Origin of the sequence: Nocardia abscessus NBRC 100374 (assembly GCF_000308455.1) — a bacterium.
Taxonomy (GTDB): Bacteria; Actinomycetota; Actinomycetes; order Mycobacteriales; family Mycobacteriaceae; genus Nocardia; species Nocardia abscessus.
The window spans coordinates 26615-45530 of record NZ_BAFP01000067.1 but is presented as its reverse complement, the minus strand read 5'-3'; the positions used below and the strand labels follow the sequence as shown (position 1 = coordinate 45530).

At 65.5% G+C, this 18916-nt stretch carries 18 protein-coding genes and 1 pseudogene; 4 read left to right on the top strand and 15 right to left on the bottom strand.

The window, feature by feature from the left end; all coding sequences use genetic code 11:
• Window positions 1-51: 51 nt before the first annotated feature.
• Window positions 52-780 carry a TetR/AcrR family transcriptional regulator gene (locus ON19_RS13435; protein ID WP_227954845.1) on the bottom strand — a complete coding sequence of 243 codons (729 nt, stop codon included), beginning with the start codon at window positions 778-780 and terminating at the stop codon, window positions 52-54.
• On the opposite strand from ON19_RS13435, the gene ON19_RS13430 reads away from it, so the two are divergent.
• Window positions 676-1902: a saccharopine dehydrogenase family protein gene (locus ON19_RS13430; RefSeq protein WP_043691011.1), complete on the top strand. Its 1227-nt coding sequence runs from the start codon at window positions 676-678 to the stop codon at window positions 1900-1902. The two genes, ON19_RS13435 and ON19_RS13430, sit on opposite strands and share 105 nt — an antisense overlap.
• Before the next feature lie 86 nt (window positions 1903-1988).
• Here the strand turns inward: ON19_RS13430 and ON19_RS44960 are convergent.
• The 3 genes and pseudogenes from ON19_RS44960 to ON19_RS13420 all read right to left on the bottom strand — a co-directional run.
• Window positions 1989-2054: pseudogene (locus ON19_RS44960) on the bottom strand (hypothetical protein); the annotation flags it as partial.
• A 76-nt stretch (window positions 2055-2130) separates the two neighbouring features.
• On the bottom strand, window positions 2131-2331 hold the full coding sequence (locus ON19_RS44955) for a hypothetical protein (protein WP_043690945.1): 201 nt from the start codon (window positions 2329-2331) through the stop codon (window positions 2131-2133).
• Window positions 2328-3509: a PucR family transcriptional regulator gene (locus ON19_RS13420; protein ID WP_227954846.1), complete on the bottom strand. Its 1182-nt coding sequence runs from the start codon at window positions 3507-3509 to the stop codon at window positions 2328-2330. Before ON19_RS13420 ends, ON19_RS44955 begins: the two co-directional genes overlap by 4 nt.
• 812 nt (window positions 3510-4321) lie before the next feature.
• Between ON19_RS13420 and ON19_RS13415 the strand changes: the two genes are divergently transcribed.
• Window positions 4322-6400: an AMP-binding protein gene (locus ON19_RS13415; RefSeq protein WP_043690942.1), complete on the top strand. Its 2079-nt coding sequence runs from the start codon at window positions 4322-4324 to the stop codon at window positions 6398-6400.
• A 3-nt stretch (window positions 6401-6403) separates the two neighbouring features.
• Here the strand turns inward: ON19_RS13415 and ON19_RS13410 are convergent, their stop codons facing one another.
• The 11 genes from ON19_RS13410 to ON19_RS13360 all read right to left on the bottom strand — a co-directional run bounded on the left by ON19_RS13410 (window position 6404) and on the right by ON19_RS13360 (window position 16995).
• A complete protein-coding gene (locus ON19_RS13410) occupies window positions 6404-6643 on the bottom strand; it encodes a hypothetical protein (RefSeq protein WP_051168835.1) in 240 nt (79 codons plus the stop codon).
• 212 nt (window positions 6644-6855) lie between these two features.
• Window positions 6856-7536 (bottom strand): hypothetical protein, encoded by a 681-nt coding sequence (locus tag ON19_RS13405; RefSeq protein ID WP_051168834.1) that lies wholly within the window; start codon window positions 7534-7536, stop codon window positions 6856-6858.
• A 10-nt stretch (window positions 7537-7546) separates the two neighbouring features.
• Complete coding sequence (locus ON19_RS13400; RefSeq protein ID WP_169334178.1) at window positions 7547-8176, bottom strand: hypothetical protein; 630 nt, start codon at window positions 8174-8176, stop codon at window positions 7547-7549.
• A 28-nt stretch (window positions 8177-8204) separates the two neighbouring features.
• Entirely contained in the window at window positions 8205-9446 is a 1242-nt protein-coding gene (locus ON19_RS13395; protein WP_043690940.1) for an MCE family protein, read from the bottom strand.
• Window positions 9443-10693, bottom strand: coding sequence for an MCE family protein (locus tag ON19_RS13390; RefSeq protein ID WP_051168833.1), 1251 nt, complete (start codon window positions 10691-10693; stop codon window positions 9443-9445). The genes ON19_RS13395 and ON19_RS13390 overlap by 4 nt, the downstream gene beginning before the upstream one ends.
• Window positions 10690-11919, bottom strand: a complete 1230-nt coding sequence (locus tag ON19_RS13385; protein WP_043690938.1) for an MCE family protein — start codon at window positions 11917-11919, stop codon at window positions 10690-10692. The genes ON19_RS13390 and ON19_RS13385 overlap by 4 nt, the downstream gene beginning before the upstream one ends.
• A 1-nt stretch (window position 11920) precedes the next feature.
• Window positions 11921-12934: an MCE family protein gene (locus ON19_RS13380; RefSeq protein WP_043690937.1), complete on the bottom strand. Its 1014-nt coding sequence runs from the start codon at window positions 12932-12934 to the stop codon at window positions 11921-11923.
• Window positions 12934-14007, bottom strand: a complete 1074-nt coding sequence (locus ON19_RS13375; RefSeq protein WP_043690935.1) for an MCE family protein — start codon at window positions 14005-14007, stop codon at window positions 12934-12936. Before ON19_RS13375 ends, ON19_RS13380 begins: the two co-directional genes overlap by 1 nt.
• Window positions 14004-15326, bottom strand: a complete 1323-nt coding sequence (locus ON19_RS13370) for an MCE family protein (RefSeq protein ID WP_043690933.1) — start codon at window positions 15324-15326, stop codon at window positions 14004-14006. Before ON19_RS13370 ends, ON19_RS13375 begins: the two co-directional genes overlap by 4 nt.
• A 25-nt stretch (window positions 15327-15351) precedes the next feature.
• The gene (locus ON19_RS13365) at window positions 15352-16218 is read right to left on the bottom strand and encodes an MlaE family ABC transporter permease (RefSeq protein WP_051168832.1); all 867 of its coding nucleotides are present in this window, start codon (window positions 16216-16218) and stop codon (window positions 15352-15354) included.
• 3 nt (window positions 16219-16221) lie between these two features.
• Complete coding sequence (locus tag ON19_RS13360; protein WP_043690994.1) at window positions 16222-16995, bottom strand: MlaE family ABC transporter permease; 774 nt, start codon at window positions 16993-16995, stop codon at window positions 16222-16224.
• Window positions 16996-17162: 167 nt separating this feature from the next.
• Here ON19_RS13360 and ON19_RS13355 point away from each other — a divergent pair, with 167 nt between their 5' ends.
• On the top strand, window positions 17163-18203 hold the full coding sequence (locus ON19_RS13355) for an AraC family transcriptional regulator (RefSeq protein WP_174377694.1): 1041 nt from the start codon (window positions 17163-17165) through the stop codon (window positions 18201-18203).
• 85 nt (window positions 18204-18288) lie between these two features.
• Window positions 18289-18912 carry a MarR family winged helix-turn-helix transcriptional regulator gene (locus ON19_RS13350; protein WP_083899344.1) on the top strand — a complete coding sequence of 208 codons (624 nt, stop codon included), beginning with the start codon at window positions 18289-18291 and terminating at the stop codon, window positions 18910-18912.
• Window positions 18913-18916: the final 4 nt, after the last annotated feature.

The window sequence follows — 18916 nt, the reverse complement described above, 5'->3', positions numbered from 1 at the left end:
CAGCACCAGAGACGCCATTGAGCAACGGCTTGGAATGGCCCCGGATCTGGGCTAGGAGGCCAGGGTCGCGAGTACGGCGTGCGCGGCGCGTTTGGCCTGACAATGACGCTGGGGTCCGGCGACGTCCTGCAGGTCGAACGCCCAGTGCGCCTCGAAGAGGCAGGCTAGCGCATACGCTGCGATGGCGATCCGGTCGTCATTGGCGTGCGGAAAGTCCTCGTGGAGTTGGTGTTCCAACTCCGGTAGCCAACGATGCATCCACAACTCACGCAACTGCGCTCGGACCTGCGGGTCGCGGGCACTCAAAGCTACCAGCTCGATCCAGACAATCAGGTCTTCTCGACTGCGATAGGCGCCTGGCTCGAACATCGCGTCGATCCGCACCGCCACAGGTTCGGTCGCGGTGGTCCGCAGCATGGCCGACCCGTAGGCGGCGACGGCCTCGGCGACGAAGGCGCGCGTCAACCCGTCGCGACTACCGAAATAGTGCAACACCAGCGTGCGCTGCATTCCCGCCGCTTCTGCCACCCGTGACAGAGTCGCGTTGGCCAGCCCGTCCCGGGCGACCACGCCCGCCATCGCCCGCAGGATTTCGACTTTTCGTTCCCGTGCCTTGCTGGGCCGACCTACTTTATTTACTATCACAACAGTAAATCTATGCGAGGAGCGTTCGTCATGCGAGTGCTGGTACTGGGCGGAGCGGGTGTGATAGGCCGGGTTGCGGCGCGCGTCCTGAGCGCCGCTGCGACGGTGACGGAGCTGGTCGTCGCCGATCTCCATGGCCAACGGGCCGAGTCGGTCGCCCAGAGCCTGGGGCCCAAGGCATTCGGTCGGCCTGTGGATGTGACCGATCGGCAGGCATTGGACGCGATGCTGCGTGAATGCGACGTCGTGGTGAACACCGTCGGTCCGTTCTTCCGATTCGGAATGCAGGTCTTGTCGGCGGCTGTCGAGGCGGGCCGCGACTACGTCGATATCTGCGACGACTGGGAGCCGACTCTGGAGATGCTGGCGCTGGACGATCGCGCCCGCGCCGCAGGTGTCACCGCCCTGGTCGGCATGGGCGCGAGTCCGGGCCTCGCGAATCTACTCGCCATCACCGCCGGGCGTGAACTCGATACCGTCGAGAGCGTGGTCACGGGATGGAACATCGCCGACGCCGCACAGCCGGGCTCGCCACACACCAACCGGCCCAGTGCGGCCGTGGAGCACGGGATGCGGCAAATCAGTGGGACGATTCGGATTACCCGCAACGGCCGGCTCGTGGATTGCCCCGCGCTGGAGAAGGTCGACCTGGACTATCCGGGCATCGGCCCGATCCAGGGCCGCAGTTTCGGGCATCCAGAGGCGGTAACTCTGCACCGAGCATTCCCCGGCCTGCGTGACAACATCAATATCGCTGTGGGGGACAGAATTACCCTCGCGACGCTGTCTGCGTTGCGAGTCGGTATGGATCACCGAATTCTGACCCAGCACCGCGCGGCGCGTATCGCGTCCTTCGCCGAACGCGTGTTGCCTACCAACCCAGCCGACATCATCAAACCCGGCGGCCCGCCGCCACTGTTCGCTCTTGTCCGCGGTACCCGCAACGGCAGGCACGCCACAGCGGCGACCGCACTGGCTCAACTTCCCGGCTTGACAATGGGTGAGAACACCGGCGTCCCCCTGGCTGTCACCACCCTGCTCCTCCCCTCGATCCGCCGTCCCGGAGTGCATCCGCCGGAAACACTGATCGACCCGGAAAGGTTTTTCGCCGCATTCGCGCCCTACTGCATCGGAAACCCCACTGCGACTGCGATGACCGTGACGACCCGTTCGTGGACAACATCCGAGGCCAACGTCGAGAACCTTTCCGCCGCGCTGCTGACCGCGTTCCTCGCGCCGCAACCAGCCACACCGTGACGCCGGCGCCCCGAGCATCCCGGTAGCTGTCGCGGCGCGTAGGTAGACGTAGACGGTTTCGTGCGCATATCGGCCAGGACCCGCCTCGTCACGCCCGGATACTGCACGTTCACCGCGACGCTCCGCCCGTCCCGCGAGCGCGCCCGGTACACCTGGCCGATCGAGGCCGCGGCGATCGGCGCCTCGTCGGAATCGGCGAAACCCCCAATAGCGGGCCGAGACCGTTCTCTAAGACTTTCCGCATCGCCGGGAACGGCACCTCCGGCGCTCGGCGCGCAGTTCGGCGAGCTCGAGCCGGAACAGCGCCCGATGGTTTTCCGGAACCAGCTCGACGTCGGGCACCGACAGCATCTGCCCCAGCTTCATGGCGGCGCCCTTCAATCCTGCGAGCACAGTGACCAGCCACCCCCTGCCACCGTGAGTCGTCACTTGAAATCGGTGCGCTCCCGGAACGAACGGGCGATGAATGCCGAACGCAACTGCCACAGACCCAAGGTGGCGGTTGGGTCCAGGCCGGTGAGCTGGCGGATGCGCCGGAGCCGGTGGTCGACAGTATTGGTATGGATGTGCAGTACCCGTGCCGTGCGCTGGCGGTTCAGGTTGTTGCTGATATGGCTGTGCAGAGTTTTCAGCAGTTCCGGATGGGCGTCGAGGGGATCGAGCAGTGAGCCGAGCGTTTCCCGGGCCGGGCCCGGTCGGGTCAGCTGGTATTCCAACGCCATATCGGCGAATCGGTACACGCCGGGGACACACCGCAAACGCTGCACCATATCGAGCAATTCGTGCGCGCGGTCGGCGGCGCCGGGCACTTCGGCCACCGAGGCGGTGACAACGGCCGCGGTCACGGGCACGTGCGCGGCGGCCGACAGCTGGGCGATGAGGTCATCGAGCTGCTCATCGGCGCACGTCTGGGTCGGGATGAGGATCGTCCCACCGTCCACGCTGAGCAGAGCGAGGGCGCTCGCACCGCACCGGGCGGCGAGTTCGGCTTGTAGGCGGCGCAGTTTGCGGCGCGCGACGACCTTGCCGTCGAGCTTCGGACCCCGCTCGTCCGGGTGATTCGGAATATCTAGTGCCAGCACGAAATACGCTTGCGCGACGGTGATTCCGCATTCGCGTGCCATGGTCGAGGTCGGATAGCCGCCCAGCAGTGCGGAGGTGAGTGTGTGCACTGCGGTGTGGTGTTCGCTCACCACCGCCTTGTGCTCGCGGACATAGGCGCGGGCGACCGTCCCGCTCATAGTGTCGAGCAGCTCCACCACCCGTTTAGCGCCGTCCATCAGATTGGCGTAATCCTGCGCCGTCGCGTCGGAGACGATGAGATCCATGCCGACCTTGAAGCCTTCGTGGATGGCATGCAGGATCGTATCGATCGGCACGCCTTCGCGCGCCCATCCGGCGGCGGCCGCGGCCAGCCGGTCGGTCTTCGCCGGAATATCGCGGCCGTCGAGCATGCTGACCGACAGCTCCAGACAGATCCGGGTGACCGCGGTGACGTCACCGGAGATGATGTCACCGGGCAGGGTGCCGCAGGTGATCACATTGTCGACGAAGTGCCCGACCAGCTGCCGCGATACCCTCTGCACATCCTTCAAAGGTGTGGACATCGGTTTGCCCGAGACAGTGAGCCCCGGCCGAAGCGTCCCATTGGTTGTCATCATCGACTCCCTTCCGCCCAGTTGCTGCGGTTCCTGCGTGATGGAACCTTAAGATGGTCGAGCGCTCATATTCCACTCCTCTTTGACCTGCGGTGCGGTCGCGGCCGATCATGTCGGTGACCAGTGGATATTCCGCAATGGCGGCGCTCCGACGCAATTCGACAGCCAAGGTTCAAACGTGGTCGCTCACCTTTGTCCGGAATTCACGACCCGGAAGCGCCGATCACGATCCCGGATGGATCGTGATCAGGTCCCAACGCAGGCCCCTATCCGCTGTGATACCGCCCAGACCGGACCGCCTGGACCCACCCGGCATCGACGCGCCCATAGAGTGGCCGTACTCGCCGCTGCCAACGGCGGGCGGTGAACAGCGTTGTTCTCCCCTCACGCGCCCGCCGGGATACCTGCCCGAATCCCCGATCCCGGCGGGCGCATTCCACCGCCGGTGAGTGTTCGCCGCAGGCCCCGCACCTGTGATAGTCCGCGCTCATCGGCGGTGGGTCCCTCGTCCCGCCACTGGGTCGGCCGAGCCGGGCCAGCGGTTTGCCGTACCCCGGACCGGAGTATGTGCGACGGATTCCGGCGGCACGAGCTCAATGATCTACTCAGGGCGGGAGGGGGCATCGTGACGACATCCCAGTGCGAGGCCACCTGCCACTGTGCGTTCCACCGACCTGCGGCGAACGCCGCCGGGGTGGGCCTTCGCTGGCGGTAGCCTCCGCTTCGCGCCGTCAGATCACGGGCGCATTAGGAGTTGCGAAATGGTTGCCGAAATCGTCGAAGTGGTTCATGAGCTGCCGCTGGCGCGGCAAGTGGTGTGGAACATCCTCATCCAACCGGAGAACTACGCGCGGCTGTTCAGCGGTGTCGGCGGAATGGAACAGCTGGAACAGGACGAAAGCTACTGGCGCGCAGCGTTTCGTGCCGGTTCACCCGCGATCGGAATCGAAACCGTCGAAGTCCGGCTGACCGTCCACCAGTGGTACCAACGCCTCGAGCTGTCCGCGCCAAATGTGAGCGCTCTCGCGGCAATTCGACTCAAGCGCAAGTTCAGCGGCCACCACCAGGCCGAGCGGACAATAGTCCGGGTGACCTACTTCGCGGCCGCTCGAGTGCATCCGAGCCTGACGCGGGTATCCAAGGCCGCGGTGCTCGCCTGGACCCGGACCGGCCTGCGTCGAGTGCTGGAATTCGCCCAACAGGCTCCGAATTCCGTGCTGATCAACGGCGAGAACCTGCCGATTCGCCGACGCGCGGGTGTGGTCGGCCAGATGATCCGCACCGGTGTCCTGGCCCCGAGCCGGCCGGACCGCGGCGTGCGGCAGCTGGCCGAACTGGCCAAGTGGCGCTTCACCCTGCCCGGCGGCTACGCGGCCGGCGCCGCGCTCGAACCCGACCGGCCCGCCATCATCGACGACCGCGGCAGCCGCACCTTCGCCGAATTGCACCGGCGCACCAATGCGCTGGCGACCGCCATGGCCGATCTCGGCATCGACGCCCATCAGTCGATCGGCGTGCTGGCACACAACCACGCCGACATGGTCGAAACCATGGTTGCCGCCGGAAAACTCGGCGCTGATCTGGTGCTGCTCAATGCCGGGCTCTCCGGCGGCCAACTCGAGGAGATCGCCCAGCGCGAACGCCTCGCAGCCCTGTTCGTCGACGCCGAACTGGAACCGCTGGTGCAGTACCTGCATGACGGTATCCCGCGCTACATCACCGCGATTCGGAGTTCGCAGCCCGACCGGTCGACCATCGATGACCTGATTGCGCTGGGGCGCACGAAGGCCCCCAGACCGGCCCATCCCGGCCGACTGCTGGTGTTGACCTCCGGAACCAGCGGCGCACCGAAATGCGCGCGGCGGCCGCACGCCAAAGGGTTCGGCACGATCGCGGCGCTGCTCTCACGTATCCCGCTGCGGATGCACGAGACGATGCTCATCCCGGCACCGCTGTTCCACACCTGGGGCCTGGCCGCCCTCCAACTCAGTACGGCATTGCGCGCCACCGTCGTGCTACCGGAACAGTTCGACGCCGAGGACTGCCTGCGGCTGATCGCCGAGCATCGGGTCACATCCCTGATCGTCGTGCCGACCATGGTGCATCGCATCCTCTGCCTGCCGCCCGCGGTCCGAGCCCGCTACGACACCAGCAGCCTGCGAGTCGTAGCCAGTTGCGGCGCGCCACTTCCGACGGCGTCCGTACTGCAGTTTCTGGACTCCTTCGGCGATGTCCTTTACAACGTCTACGGCTCCACCGAGGTATCGTGGGCGACGATCGCCGATCCCGAGGATCTTCGTATCTCCCCTACCACCGCGGGTCGCCCACCGCTGGGCACCAAAGTAGCGGTGCTCGGCCCGGACGGACGCCCGGTTCCGAAGGGTGCGGTAGGCCGGATTTTCGTGGGCAATCATATGCTCTTCGACGGCTACGTCAACTCCATGCCGCCAGCCGAGGCCGACGGCATGCTCGATACCGGCGACCTCGGCTACGTGGACGTGGCGGGCCGGTTGTTCATCGCGGGCCGAGATGACGAGATGATTATTTCCGGAGGCGAGAACGTCTTTCCGCGGCCGGTCGAGGAGGCGCTGTCGTTTCTGCCACACGTGACCGACGTCGCGGTGGTCGGCGTACCAGATTCCGAGTTCGGTCAGCGCCTGGCCGCGTTCGTCGTAAAAAGCCACGACTCCGGACTGGATTCGACGATGGTGCGCAACTACATCCGGAGCCGACTCGGCCGGATCGCAGTTCCACGCGATGTGGCGTTCCTGACGGAGTTGCCTCGCGGGGCCAGCGGCAAGATCGTCAAACGGCTGCTGGCAATCGAGCAGACAGTGTGAAATTCAATGCCAGAGACTGCGGCAGGGCAGCTGCCGCAGTCCTGGTCGCACATCGCCGTCAAAAGTTACCAGCAATCCGAATTGCCGAGCCGCCACGGCGAACTCGGTGGCCTCCGGCCACGTCGCAAGATATTCGAGAACCATCATCGGCTGGGGATCCGGCCGATAGAAATAGACAGTCACTCGGCAATTCAGAGTGTCATCCACACCGTTGGAGATCGCGGTATCCGTGTAGCGCGCCATTGCGTTGCATTCCTTCGACAGCTGTGTCAGTTGCCCGATCCGATCGACGGAATCAGGGCAACGGCCGCAACTCAGACGCTAAATACTCACCCGTCGGCGCGTGCGGGATATGCCCGGCGCTTTGGATGATTCACACCCCGAGCGGCGGCGCGATGTGAGGAGCAACTGCGTCGGGCGAACCTCCAGCCACCTTCGCAACTCCCCACCGCCCCTTACCGGTCGAGTATCTCGCCCGCCAGCCAGGCCCCGTTCACCTTCCGCATGCGCAGCACAACTGTCCCAGAGACACTCTGCTGGGCAACCCCGTCCTTGGTGGCGGCGACGGTGAGATTGACCAGCAGTTCGGCGTGGTCGGCGGTGAGCATGGCTACCCCGACGGGGTCGGCGGCGGCCTCCACACTCGTCTGCGCCTGCCTGATGGCGTCGACGGTGGTGGCCGAGAATTTGTTCAGATCGGTCAGCATCTGGCCGGTGACCACTCCGCGCACCGCGGCGTCGTAGCCATCGATGGTCTTCGCGTCATAGCCGTAGATGGTGCGCAAGGCGTGCACGCCCGCGGCCTTCACTTCCTCGGTGGACGCCGAGTCGATCATCGCCGTGTTGGCGTCGTTCACGCCGGGATGCGCGGCCGCGAACACCGCGAATCCACCGAGCACCAAAGCGCCCGCGGCAGCGGCCGCGACCTGACGCCACGAGCCGGCCCGGCCGGGAGCGAGGCGTGGAAAGGTGTACCGGCCGCGGGACTTCGGAGTGGATTCCTTCACCGAGTCTTCGGCGGGTGCCGAGCTGACCGCCACGTCCTCGCCCGAGTCGGCAGGCTCCGGCGTCATTACTTCCGCTTCCACGGACTGGCGTGTGGTGGTGACCCGGTTGACCGGTCGACGGTTTGCCATCAGAACTCTCCTACGATCCGGGCCGTGGGGCGGGAGCGGCCGGTGCCGGTACCGGCGGCACGGCGGCGGTGGCGGCAGGGTTGTCCAGCAGCACCGGCTGGGTCAGAGACGCCACCCGTTCGGTCTTCCAGACATCCCCCTCTTTGGTCATGTCCAGGCTCCAGGAGTAGCGGTAGTTCGACGCCGACTTGTCCTGCTTGACCTCGGTCACCTTCAGCACCACCAGTGCCGCGGCCTTGTCCAGTTCACTGTTCAGCGAGATGAGCGCGGCGTTCAGAACCTGCGACTGCATACCGACGGCGGCTTGCTGCGCCATCTCCTCGGACTTCTGTCGGTTCTGGTTCGCCGAATCCAGGATCGCGCCGGTCATCGAGGATCGGGCCAGTGCCAGGGACCCGGGAATGTCCTCGACCTTGACCGTGGTCATGTTGATGGCGGCCTGCGACGCGGCGGTAAGTGCGGCGTCACGGGCTTCGGCGCGCGGGCCGTCGGTGAAGTAGGCCGCGCGCACCCAGCCTCCACCGAACCAGAGTGCCCCGATCAGCGCCACGACCAGCGCACCGACCGCGACCGCGGTGACCGCGGTCGGCGGGTGGGCGACAGGGGCCGCCGCTTCCGGCGATTCGCTCGACTCACTCACCATATGTACCTCACCTCATTGTTGTCGGTCACCGCTTGGGCGTGACCCCGAGCAGAGTCGCCACCTGGATGGCGATCGGGCTCACATCGAGCTTGTCCGGGTCGGACTTCGGAGTGCCGTCCCACGGCTGCGGGATGCTCGGGTCGGCGAATTCGGCGCGCGCGCCACCGCGCACCGCGGTCGGGTTACCGAAGGGCACCGTGCACCGCGCTTCGGTGTTGAACGGGAAGTCGTCGCGAGTGTCGTCGAAGTCCGGATTCGCGGCCTTCATATCCGCCAGGATCTTCCGGGTACCCTCGTATCCGGCCGAACAGGCCGGCGGGTAGTTCAGCTCGAAGACGTAGCCGAAGTGGGTCGTTCCGTCACCAGGTGCAGCGGCCGAACCACCGAAGGATATCGGCGGCATCATCATCAGAATCGGTTGCAGTGCATAGAATTTCGGCGAAACCGTCTTCAGCATGGTGCGCAACGAGGCGAGATTCTGCGTGATCGCCGCCCCGCTCTCGACCAGCAGTCCGTCGATCTGCTCGCCCGCATCCGTCCCGGTGCCGATCATGCGACGCACATCCGGATCGCTCGCGCGCAATTGCGCGGTGAGTTGGTCGAGACCATCACTGAATTCGCGAATGGCACCGGACTGTTCGGCCTGGGTGCCCAAGGCGATCCGGCCGTCGCGGATCAACTTGATGGTCTGCGGGAGGGACGTGTGGAAGTCGGCGGTGATGTTGTTCAGCGACTGGACGAGTACCTGCAGGTCATCGCCCTTCCCGTGGAACGCTCTTCCGAGTTCGGTGATGCTGGTGTGTAGCGCGGCCAGGTCCACCGAATTCGTGAAGTGGTCCACTCCGGCGAGCAGCTGCTCGACCGCGACCGGTGTCACCGCGCCGCGAATCACTGAATCATCCTGCAGGAAAGCCCCGCTCGGACTGTCCGGCTGCAGATCGAGGTATTGCTCCCCGATGGCGGAGCGGTTGGCGACCACCGCGGTCGCCGATGCCGGGATCTTCGGCGAGTCCGAGCTGATATCCAGCCGCATCGTCACACCCGCCTCGGTGAGTTCGAGCTCACCGACCCGGCCCACAGGGACGCCGCGGTAAGTCACCTCCGCACCCTGGTAAAGGCCGCCGGTCTCCGCCGACTCGACCCGCACGTGATAGACGCCGAAACCGAACATTTCGTCGAGCCGGACATAGGTGGCACCGACATAGCTGACACCGATCACGGCGATCAGCACGAAGGCGATCAGCTGATACCGAACCAGACGGGTCATCGCGGACCACCTTCCCCATCAGGAGCGGGAGTCAACCCGAGTTGTTCCAGCATCGGTGTCAGCACACCCGGCAGCGTCGGCAGTTGCGGTATGGGCAGTGTCGGCAGCAATGTGATGGTCGGCCAGCCCGGACGCGGGCCGTTGCCGTTGTGGTACGGGTTGTCCGGGTTCACCGGAACCGAGGGCCCGAACGGCGGGGGGGTGTAGACCGGATCGGGTTTACCCACACCGAAATTGTTCATCAGAACGCCTATCTCCATATCGACCGAGAGCCAGGTGTTGACCGAACCGCCGAAGGTGCTCTCCAGCACCGCATCCGGGAATGGATAGGTGGGCATCAGCGGCAGCGCGGTCACCAGATCATCGGAGCCCTTGCCCAATTCCTGCAGGACGGGCCGCAGCGCGGTCAGATCCTTGATCAGATCGGCTTTGGCGGTGTTCAGCACGTCGAAGCCGGCCTGCCCGACCCGGTCGAGCTGGATCAACAGCGCCATCAGCTGGGGCCGCTGCTCCTCGAGAATCCTGATGCCCTCGGGCAGTTCGTCGAGGATGGCGCCGATCTGCTCGGTCTGTGTACTCACGCGCCCGCTCAGGGTGGCGAGGCCGTCGATCGCCGCCGTGATGTCGTTCACCTGAGTGTTCAGCCCCTCGATGAGGGTAGTGGCCTGCTCCAGCAGCGAGCGGGCCTTGTCCTCGCGGCCGTCGAGGGTTTTGTTCAACTCGCTGACGATCGGCTGCAACTGCGCCACGCCGCCGCCGTTGACCAGCAGGGACATCGCGCCGAGCACTTGCTCGACCTCGGTCGCGTGGCGGGTATTGGCGACCGGGATCACCGAACCATCGGTGAGCCGGGCCGGATCCGCGCCGTCACCGGGTCGGGTAAGTTCAATGTACTTCTCGCCCAACAGGTTCGACTGCCGCACCTCGGCCCGCGCGTTGACCGGCAGCTCGACCGAGGAGTTCACCACGGTACGCACGCTGGCGGTCCACATATCCCTCGCGAGGGTGATCTCCTCGACCCGGCCCACCGGGACGCCATCGACCTTCACCGCGGACTGCGGCACCAGGTCGAGCACATCATCGAACTCGATGTCGATGGTCATCGGACGCGCACCGATATCGGCCCCGCCGGGCAGCGCGACGCTGTAGATGCCGTCGGAGGCGCACGAACTCACCAGCGCGGCGGTCGCCGCGATCACCACTGCGGCACCGAAACCGCGCGCGGTGCAGCGAACTCCGCTCATCATCGATCTCCCTGTTCCGAGGGTGGCAGTTGGTTGGAAGGTGTGCCGGGAACGGTCCCCGGCACCGGGTCGCGCTGCATGTTCTCGGCGCTGAGAATGCCGAACGGCAGGATCATCGGGGATTTCACCGCGGCCGCCAGCGAGGCGGCGATGGTCGAGCAATGGTCCAGCAGCGGCCGCAGTTGCCGGCTGACCTCGTCGAAGGTCGGATTGCCCGGCATCAGCTTGCCCAAATCCATAAATTTGCAGATGGTCCCGAACGGGTCCTGAAGCTGGTCGAAGAAGTTCGAGCGCATGTCCAGGGTGCCCGCTTCACCGTTGTGCATGCCGATCACATTGCTCATCGCCACCGCGAGCACCGGCAGTGCCGCCGCGATGTCGTCGCGGTGGTCGGCGAGGGTCTGGGTGAGTGTTGTCAGCGCATCCGCGTTGTCCGCGACCAGGTCTCGGTTGTCGGCGATGAAATCGGCGACATCACCGAGGGCGACCGAAAGCAGATTCAGTGCACTACCGAGATTCTCACGTTCGCCGGCTAGGAATCCCGCCAGATCCGCGAGCTGCGTGTTGAATTCGCGCACCTGCTGATCGTTGGTGGTCAGCATGGACACGAAAGTCTGCAGGTTGCGAACCGTCTCGACGATGTCGCCGCGCGAATCCGACAGGGTGCGCGCCGCGCGGGAGAGCTGGGTGATGGAGTCGGCCATCGCCTCGCCATTTCCCGCCAGATTCGCCGCGCCGGTGCGGACCAACTGATTTACCGCGCCCTCCTTATTGGCACCGTTGGGGCCGAGAGCATCGGAGAGTTCGGTGATGCTCTGGTAGAGCTGGTCGACTTCTACCGGAGTGACGGTGCGTGCGCGTGGAATGACCGCATCGCTTTCCATTTTCGGGCCGCCACGGTAGACCGGGCTGAGCTGGATGTAGCGATCCGAGACCACCGAGGGGGTCACCAGTGCGGCCCTGGCGTCGGCTGGCACGTCGAAGCGGTGCTCCACTCGCAGCACTACTTTCACCTGGTCGCCGATCGGCTCCACCGACTCCACCGAACCCACCGGCACACCGAGGATCCGCACATCCGAACCCTCGTAGATGCCGACGGTGCGTTCGAAGTAGGCGGCGATCCGGGTGCTGGTGACGCGGTCGTATCCCCACCACAGGGCGAAGGTCGCGACCAACGCCACCACCACGGCGATCGCGATGCTGGGCAAGGAGCGAATCCTGAATGCCACGTCAGTTACCTCCGATGGTGCGGATCGGTGGCCGGATACCGGGAATCTCCGGCAGGGCAGGAGGGGCCAGATTCACAATGACGGCCTCGAACCAGCGGCCGTTGCCCATCACGTTGGAGAAGAGCTGGTAAAACGGGCCGGCGAGCTCGAGAGTCTTGGCAATGTTGGCCTGGTTGTCGTTCAACGTTCCGATAGCGGTGCGCAGATTGGTCAGGGCGGTCCCCATCTGGTCCTTGTTGTCCTTCACCAGCGCACTCAATTCCACGGCCAATGACTCCGCGCCGGTGAGCAATTGGTGGATGGCCTGCTGGCGAATGTTCAGCTCGGCGAGTAATGCCCCGCCGGAACCGAGCAGCCGCTCGAACTCGGCATTGCGTTCGGCCAGCACGGCCGTGGTGGCGCCGGTGGCGTCGAACATCTTCCGCAGCTGTTCGTCTCGGGTGGCGATTGTTGCCGAGAGCCGGGCCATGCCGTCGATGGAGCCGCGGATCTCGGCCGGTGTGGTCGCGAACGCCTCGGAGAGCACCTGCATACTGGTGGCCAGCTGCGCGGTGTCGATCCGGTCGATATTGTCGGCAGCGTCGGTAAACGCGTCGACCACGTCGTAGGGAGACAGGGTGCGCGACAACGGAATCGGCGAGTCGGGATCGGCAGGCGCCGACCCCTTCGGGTCCAGGGCCAGATACTTCTGGCCGAGCACCGTCTTGATCTGGATCGAGGCCGTTGTCTCGTTACCGATCCAGGCGCCGGAGGTGCGGAACTCGACGAGCACCTTGTCACCGTCGAGGCGGACATCGGACACCTGACCGACCTTCACCCCAGCGATGCGGACCTCGTTGCCCGTCTTCAGACCGGCGGCTTCGGTGAACTCCGCAGTATAGCTTGTGCTCCCTCCGAGAAACGGGACCCGGTCCAGAAAGAAGACGCCGATCGTGGCCAGCAGCACCAGGGCAATGCCGAGGCGGCCCAGCGCGGCGGGACTGCGTTTGCCGCGGTGCAATGTCCGGTATTCCATCAGCGGGCCTTTCCGTGGCAGCGCGTGGCCGTGTTGGTGTACAAGGGCTGATTGATCGTCGGCATGGTGGGTAGATTGAGCTGCGGCGCGTCCTTGGCGCCGGTGCCGAGCTGAATGTCGAGGCCGCACAGATAGAACTGGAACCAGCCGCCGTAACTGCCGACGCGGCCGAGCTTTTCCAACTTCACCGGCAGGTTCGCCAGTGCGGTGTTCACCTCGTCGGAACGCTCGTTGAGGGTGGCGGTCAGCTCACTCAAACCCGCGATCGAGCCCTGCAGGGTCGGGCGCACCGGAACCAGCAGATCCGCGGTGGCCGCGGCCAGATTGCCCATCGAGGTCACCGACCGTGCGACCATGTCGCGCTCGGCGGACAGGCCGCTCACCAGCGCCTCGGTGTTCACGATCAGCTGGTCGAACTGGTCGTCGTGGTCGCTGACGGTGGTGAGCACGGCGGTGAGGTCACGCACCAGGTTCCCGATCACCACATCCTTGTCGGCGATCTTGTTGGTCAGCGCCGCCGTCGAGGCGACCAGATCGTGGATGGTGCCCTGCTCGCCCTGAAAGACCTGAATGATCTCGTAGGACAGTTTGTTCACATCTTCCGCGGTGAGCGTGCGGAACAGCGGCCGGAACCCGTTGAACAACGTGGTCAGATTGAGGGCGGGCCGGGTACGGTCCAGCCCGAGAGTGGCACCCGCATTCAGCTTGCGACCCTGCTCGCCGGCGCCCTGCTCGAGCGCGATGTAGCGTTGCCCGACAAGGTTGCGGTACCGGATGGTGGCCGTAACAGATGCCGGCAGCCAATCCCGGTCGTGTAGTTCGAATTCCACCTCGGCCTCGCGCCGGTCCACGATCCCGACCGCGGTGACCGTACCGACCCGCACTCCGGCGATACGCACCTCGTCACCCGGCGCGAGGGAGGTCACGTCGGTGAACCGAGCTTTGAACACGGTGCCGCCGCCGGAGTAGTTGGCGATCGACAGTGCCAGCATCGTGGTCACGAACACCGTCACCACCACGAATGCGGCCAATTTGACGAGGGGGCCGACCAGGCCACGCCGACGTCCGCTCATCGGACACTCACCTCACTGCCACGGAAAGCGGGCGCAGCGGCCCTGGTCAGCCAGCCGGGCACAGACTCTGGCGAAACACCTTGTGCCGCACCGTAGATTGCTCCGAGCGAATCTTGTTCACCGGGTGATCCGGCCAGTGTCGGTGGCTGCGCGGCGGGGAACACCCGCAGCTGCGGCTCCGGCAGATGCCCGCTGGTCTGATCACCGGGGTTACGGCTGGGCGGCTGGTAGCCGCCGTCGTTCGGGGGCCCGCTCGGGTACTGGCCCGGGTCGACACCGAGAGGCATCTCGGGCAGGCACCACGGGCCACGGGGGTCGAACCAGCGCGGCTCGTCCTGGTTGGGCAAATACCGGCCGCGGTTGTTGACAAGTTCGATCGTCACCCTGGTACCCGGCATGTCCGTCCCCTTGCCGAAGAGTTCATCGATGCGCGGCTTGATCTGGGCGAAGTTCGCCAGCGTGCAGGCATAGGCCGGAGAGTGCTTGGCCAGCAACTCCATCGCAGGGCGCGAGTCGGCGGCCACGTCGATGATGTTGTCGCGGTTCGCGATCAGAAAGTCGGCCAGTTTCGACGAGCTCGGAGATACTGTTGCGTATAGGTTTTCGATATCGGTGCGCCGGTCGATGATCGTCGCGTTGGTGGTGCGGAAGTTGTTCAGCGCCTCGATCAAATGCGGCGCGGCATCGGAGTAGGTTGCCGCCACCGTGGCGAAGCGTTGCAGCCCCTGCTGCAGTTCCGGCATCACCGCGTTGACGTCGCCGAGAATGGTGTCCAGCTTGTCCACAGTCGAACCGAGCGCCTCACCTTGCCCCGACAGAGCCTGGGAGAGCGCGCCGAGAACCGCGGCGAGATCCTGCGGTGGAATGGCGTCCAGCAATGGCATCAGGTCGTCGAGCAGCTTGCCGACCTCGATCGCATTGCCGCTACGGTCCTGGTGCAGGGTCATGCCCGAGGTCAGCCGCGCCGGGCTGGGATCGGCCGGGATGACCAGTGAAACATACCGTTCCCCGAACAGCGTTTTGGGCAGCAGCCGGGCGGTCGCGTTCGCCGGGATCAGGCCGGCGTTGCCCGGGTCGATCGCCAGGTCCAGTGTTACCTGGCCGCGGTCGCTGCGACTGGACCGCACCTCGCCCACGGTGACTCCGCGCACCTTCACATCCGCGTGGCGGGCCAAGGCGTTTCCTGCGCTGTCGGTGACGAGCGTGACCTGTACGGTTCGGACGAAGTCCTTGTTGTAGATCGCGATGGTGGTCCACAGGAAAAGACCGGCCATGATGAAGAACGCCATACCCGCCATCCGGACACGCGTCTTCCGCATCCTATTCAATGCTCTAGCTCCCTGCTCATCCGGCGATCCGGACGGTGGTTGTCGTGCCCCACAGGGCCAGGCCGAGAAACAGATCCAGCACATTGACCAGCACGATGGCCGCGCGCACCGCCCGGCCGACCGCGACGCCGACCCCGGCCGGCCCGCCCGTTGCGTGGAAGCCGTAGTAGCAATGCACCAGGATGATGACGAACGCGAAGACAAGCACCTTGAGGAACGAATAGAGCACGTCCTCCGGTGGCAGGAACAGCCCGAAGTAGTGGTCGTAGGACCCGCTGGACTGCCCGTTGAACCAGATGCTGATCAGCCGAGAGGCGACGAAGGTGCCGAGCAGCCCGACGACGTAGAGCGGGATCACCGCGACGAAACCGGCAATCACTCTGGTGGACACCAGAAACGGCACACCGGGTACCGCCATCACCTCGAGCGCGTCGATCTCCTCGGAGATTCGCATGGCGCCCAGCTGCGCCGTGAAACCGCAGCCCACCGTCGCCGAAAGTGCCAGCGCCGCAACCAGAGGCGCGATCTCGCGAGTATTGATGTAGCCGGTGAGGAAGCCGGTCAAGGTCGAGCTGCCGAGCGCGTCGAGAGCCTTGAAGCCCTGCAGGCCGACAACCACGCCGACCGAGCCGGACATGAAGACGATGACGCCGATGGTGCCGCCGATCACCGCGAGCGCGCCGCTCCCGAAGGTCACTTCGGCCAGCAGTCGCATGACCTCCTTGCGATAGTGCACGACCGTGCGCGGAATCCAGGCGACGGTGCGCGAGTAGAACACCATCTGCTCGCCCGCACGGTCGATGACATCCATTGGCGCACGGACGATTCCACCTAGTCTGCGGTTCGTCTTGGCAATACGCGGAGGGTGGTACTTCGTCGCCATCGATCACGCCCCCTTGGCGGGGATGACCTGCAGATACACGAGCGTCACAATCAAATTCACGAAGAAGAGAATCATGAAGGTGATGACCACCGACTGATTCACCGCCTCGCCGACACCCTTCGGGCCGCGGCCGGGATGCAGACCCTTGTAGGCGGCGATCACCCCTGCGATGAATCCGAACAGCAGCGCCTTGATTTCCCCCACCCACAGGTCGGGCAGCTGGGCCAGCGCGGAGAACGAGGCCAGGTACGCACCAGGTGTGCCGCCTTGCAGGAGCACATTGTAGAAATAGCCGCCCGCGATGCCGACCACCGAGACCAGGCCGTTGAGCAGCGCCGCCACCAGCATCATCGCGAGGACTCGCGGGACGACCAACCGCTGCACGGGATCGATGCCGAGAACCTCCATGGCGTCGATCTCCTCGCGGATGGTCCGGGAGCCGAGATCGGCGGCGACGGCGGAACCCGCGGCGCCGGCGATGATCAACGCCGTCACCACGGGCGCGGCCTGCTGCACGGTGGCCAGCACGCTGGTCGCGCCGGTAAACGATTCGGCGCCGAGTTGTTTGATCAGCGATCCCGTCTGCAATGCCACGACGGCGCCGAACGGGATGGCAACCAATGCACTGGGCAGAATCGAAACACTCGCGACGAACCACGACTGTTCGATGAACTCTCTGAATTGAAAAGGCCGCTTGAACGTCTTGCGCAGCAGATCATTAGATAGCGCAAAGATGTTGCCGACCTGGCTAAAGGCGGTATCTAAAGATGTCCGCATATGCGCCGGGTTCAAACTCACCTGGCGAAGGTTATCAGCGAATTGCGATACGGCACCGTGCAGTTGCACTTGCTGTGCCACATTGGCATATGGATCGGACACCGCTGTGAGAAATCACCCCGCCTTCGCGACCGATACTTCACCCTGCGCGACATACGCTATCCGGCATGTCCGATATATCCGTTGCCAGATCCGCGTCGCTGCGAGCATTCCGCCCGATCATCAATGAGCTGGGAGGTGATCCCGAGCGATACGCCACCCGGGCGGGGCTGCCGATTCGGGCATTGGACGAAGACGACTTGCCGATACCGGAACTGGCGGTAGCCGAAGCATTGCGGCTGGCGGCGACCGAGCTGGGTTGCCCGGACATCGGACTGCGCCTCGCCCAACGCACCGGTACCGGAATGCTCGGCGCCCTGGCGATGGCGCTGCACAACTCTTCGACACTCGCGGGCGCGCTGAACGCTGCGTCGCAATACCTCTCCGTGCACAGCCGGTCGCTGCGCATCACCGTCGCCCCGGATCCCTATCAGGCCACCGGCGTTGTCGCGCTCCGGTACGGTCCGCCGACCTACGATCACGGGACCTGGCAGGCCAATGACTTCGGCCTGGGCTGCATGCACCGCATCATCGCGACGCTGGCGGGCCGCAGTTACGGACTGCGCAGCGTCGAGCTGCCCTATCCGGCGCCGGCGCCACTGTCGGTGTACGAGAACTTCTTCGAGGCGCCGGTGCGGGATCGCCGGCCCGCGGCCCTGTTGCGCATCCCACACGCCGTGCTGACCTGGCCGGTCGCCGGGACCGGCGACCGGCAGGTACGCGAACTCGCGCTCGCCATGCTGGCCCGCCAGCTCCCGGAGGAACGCACCGAGCTGGCGCCACAGGTCGCCGCCGTGGTCTCGCGATTGCTCGGTAGCACGGCCCCCGACCTCGATAGGGTGGCAGACGCACTGCACCTGCACCGGCGCACCTTGCAGCGCAGGCTCGAGCGGGAGGGCACCAGCCTGACCGCCATCGTCGACGACGTGCGCAAGCGGGTATCGCACCGTTATCTGACCGGGACCACTCTGTCGCTGAACCAGATCGCCGGATTGCTCAGCCTGTCGAGTCAATCCGCATTCACCCGGTGCAGTCACCGCTGGTGGGGACGACCCCCCAGTGCCGTCCGTGCGGCCGCACTCGGCGTACCCGGTGTCGCATCGGGGTAAGAGTTTGTCGCACTCGGTACAGAATTCGACGGCGGCTGTCATCGAGACTGGTTGGCGGTCCACATGTCCGCCGTGAAGGGACGCAATGACGTATCGACACACCCGTATCCACCGCTACCGCATGGCCTACCCACCGATCGCCGAGACCGCCTGGCCGCAAGCTGTATCGGACCGGCGACCGACGATCGCCGAACGGGACGACCCGGACCGGGAGCGGCAGCACATCGACGTGACAGCGCTGGCGGCGCGGCTGCGGATCGTCTCTGGTCTGATCCTGCGACACACCCGCAACGACAGCGCGCTCGCGGGTTTGACGCTGACCCAGATTTCGGTTCTCGGCCGCCTCGAGCGCGGCGGCCCGATGTCCTCGGCGGACCTGGCTCAGATCGAGCGACTCAGACCCCAGACCATCCGCAATGTCGTCGATGGTCTCCGGGACCGTGGCCTGGTCGTCAGCGAGCGGGACAGCGTGGACGCCCGCCGAATCCGGCTCGCGCTCACCGAGGAAGGGCGCGGCTGGGTGCGGGGGGTACGGACCACAGCCACGGATAACTTCCTCACCCGCGCCCTGGCCGAGCAGCTCGCCCCAACCGAAATGGCGACTCTCGCCGAGGCATTGGAACTGCTGGAACGGGTCGCCTTCGCACCGACCGACCCGCACAGCACTCACCGCGGTACCTCCTCGGGGTTGGAAGGAGTACCGCGGTGAGTGG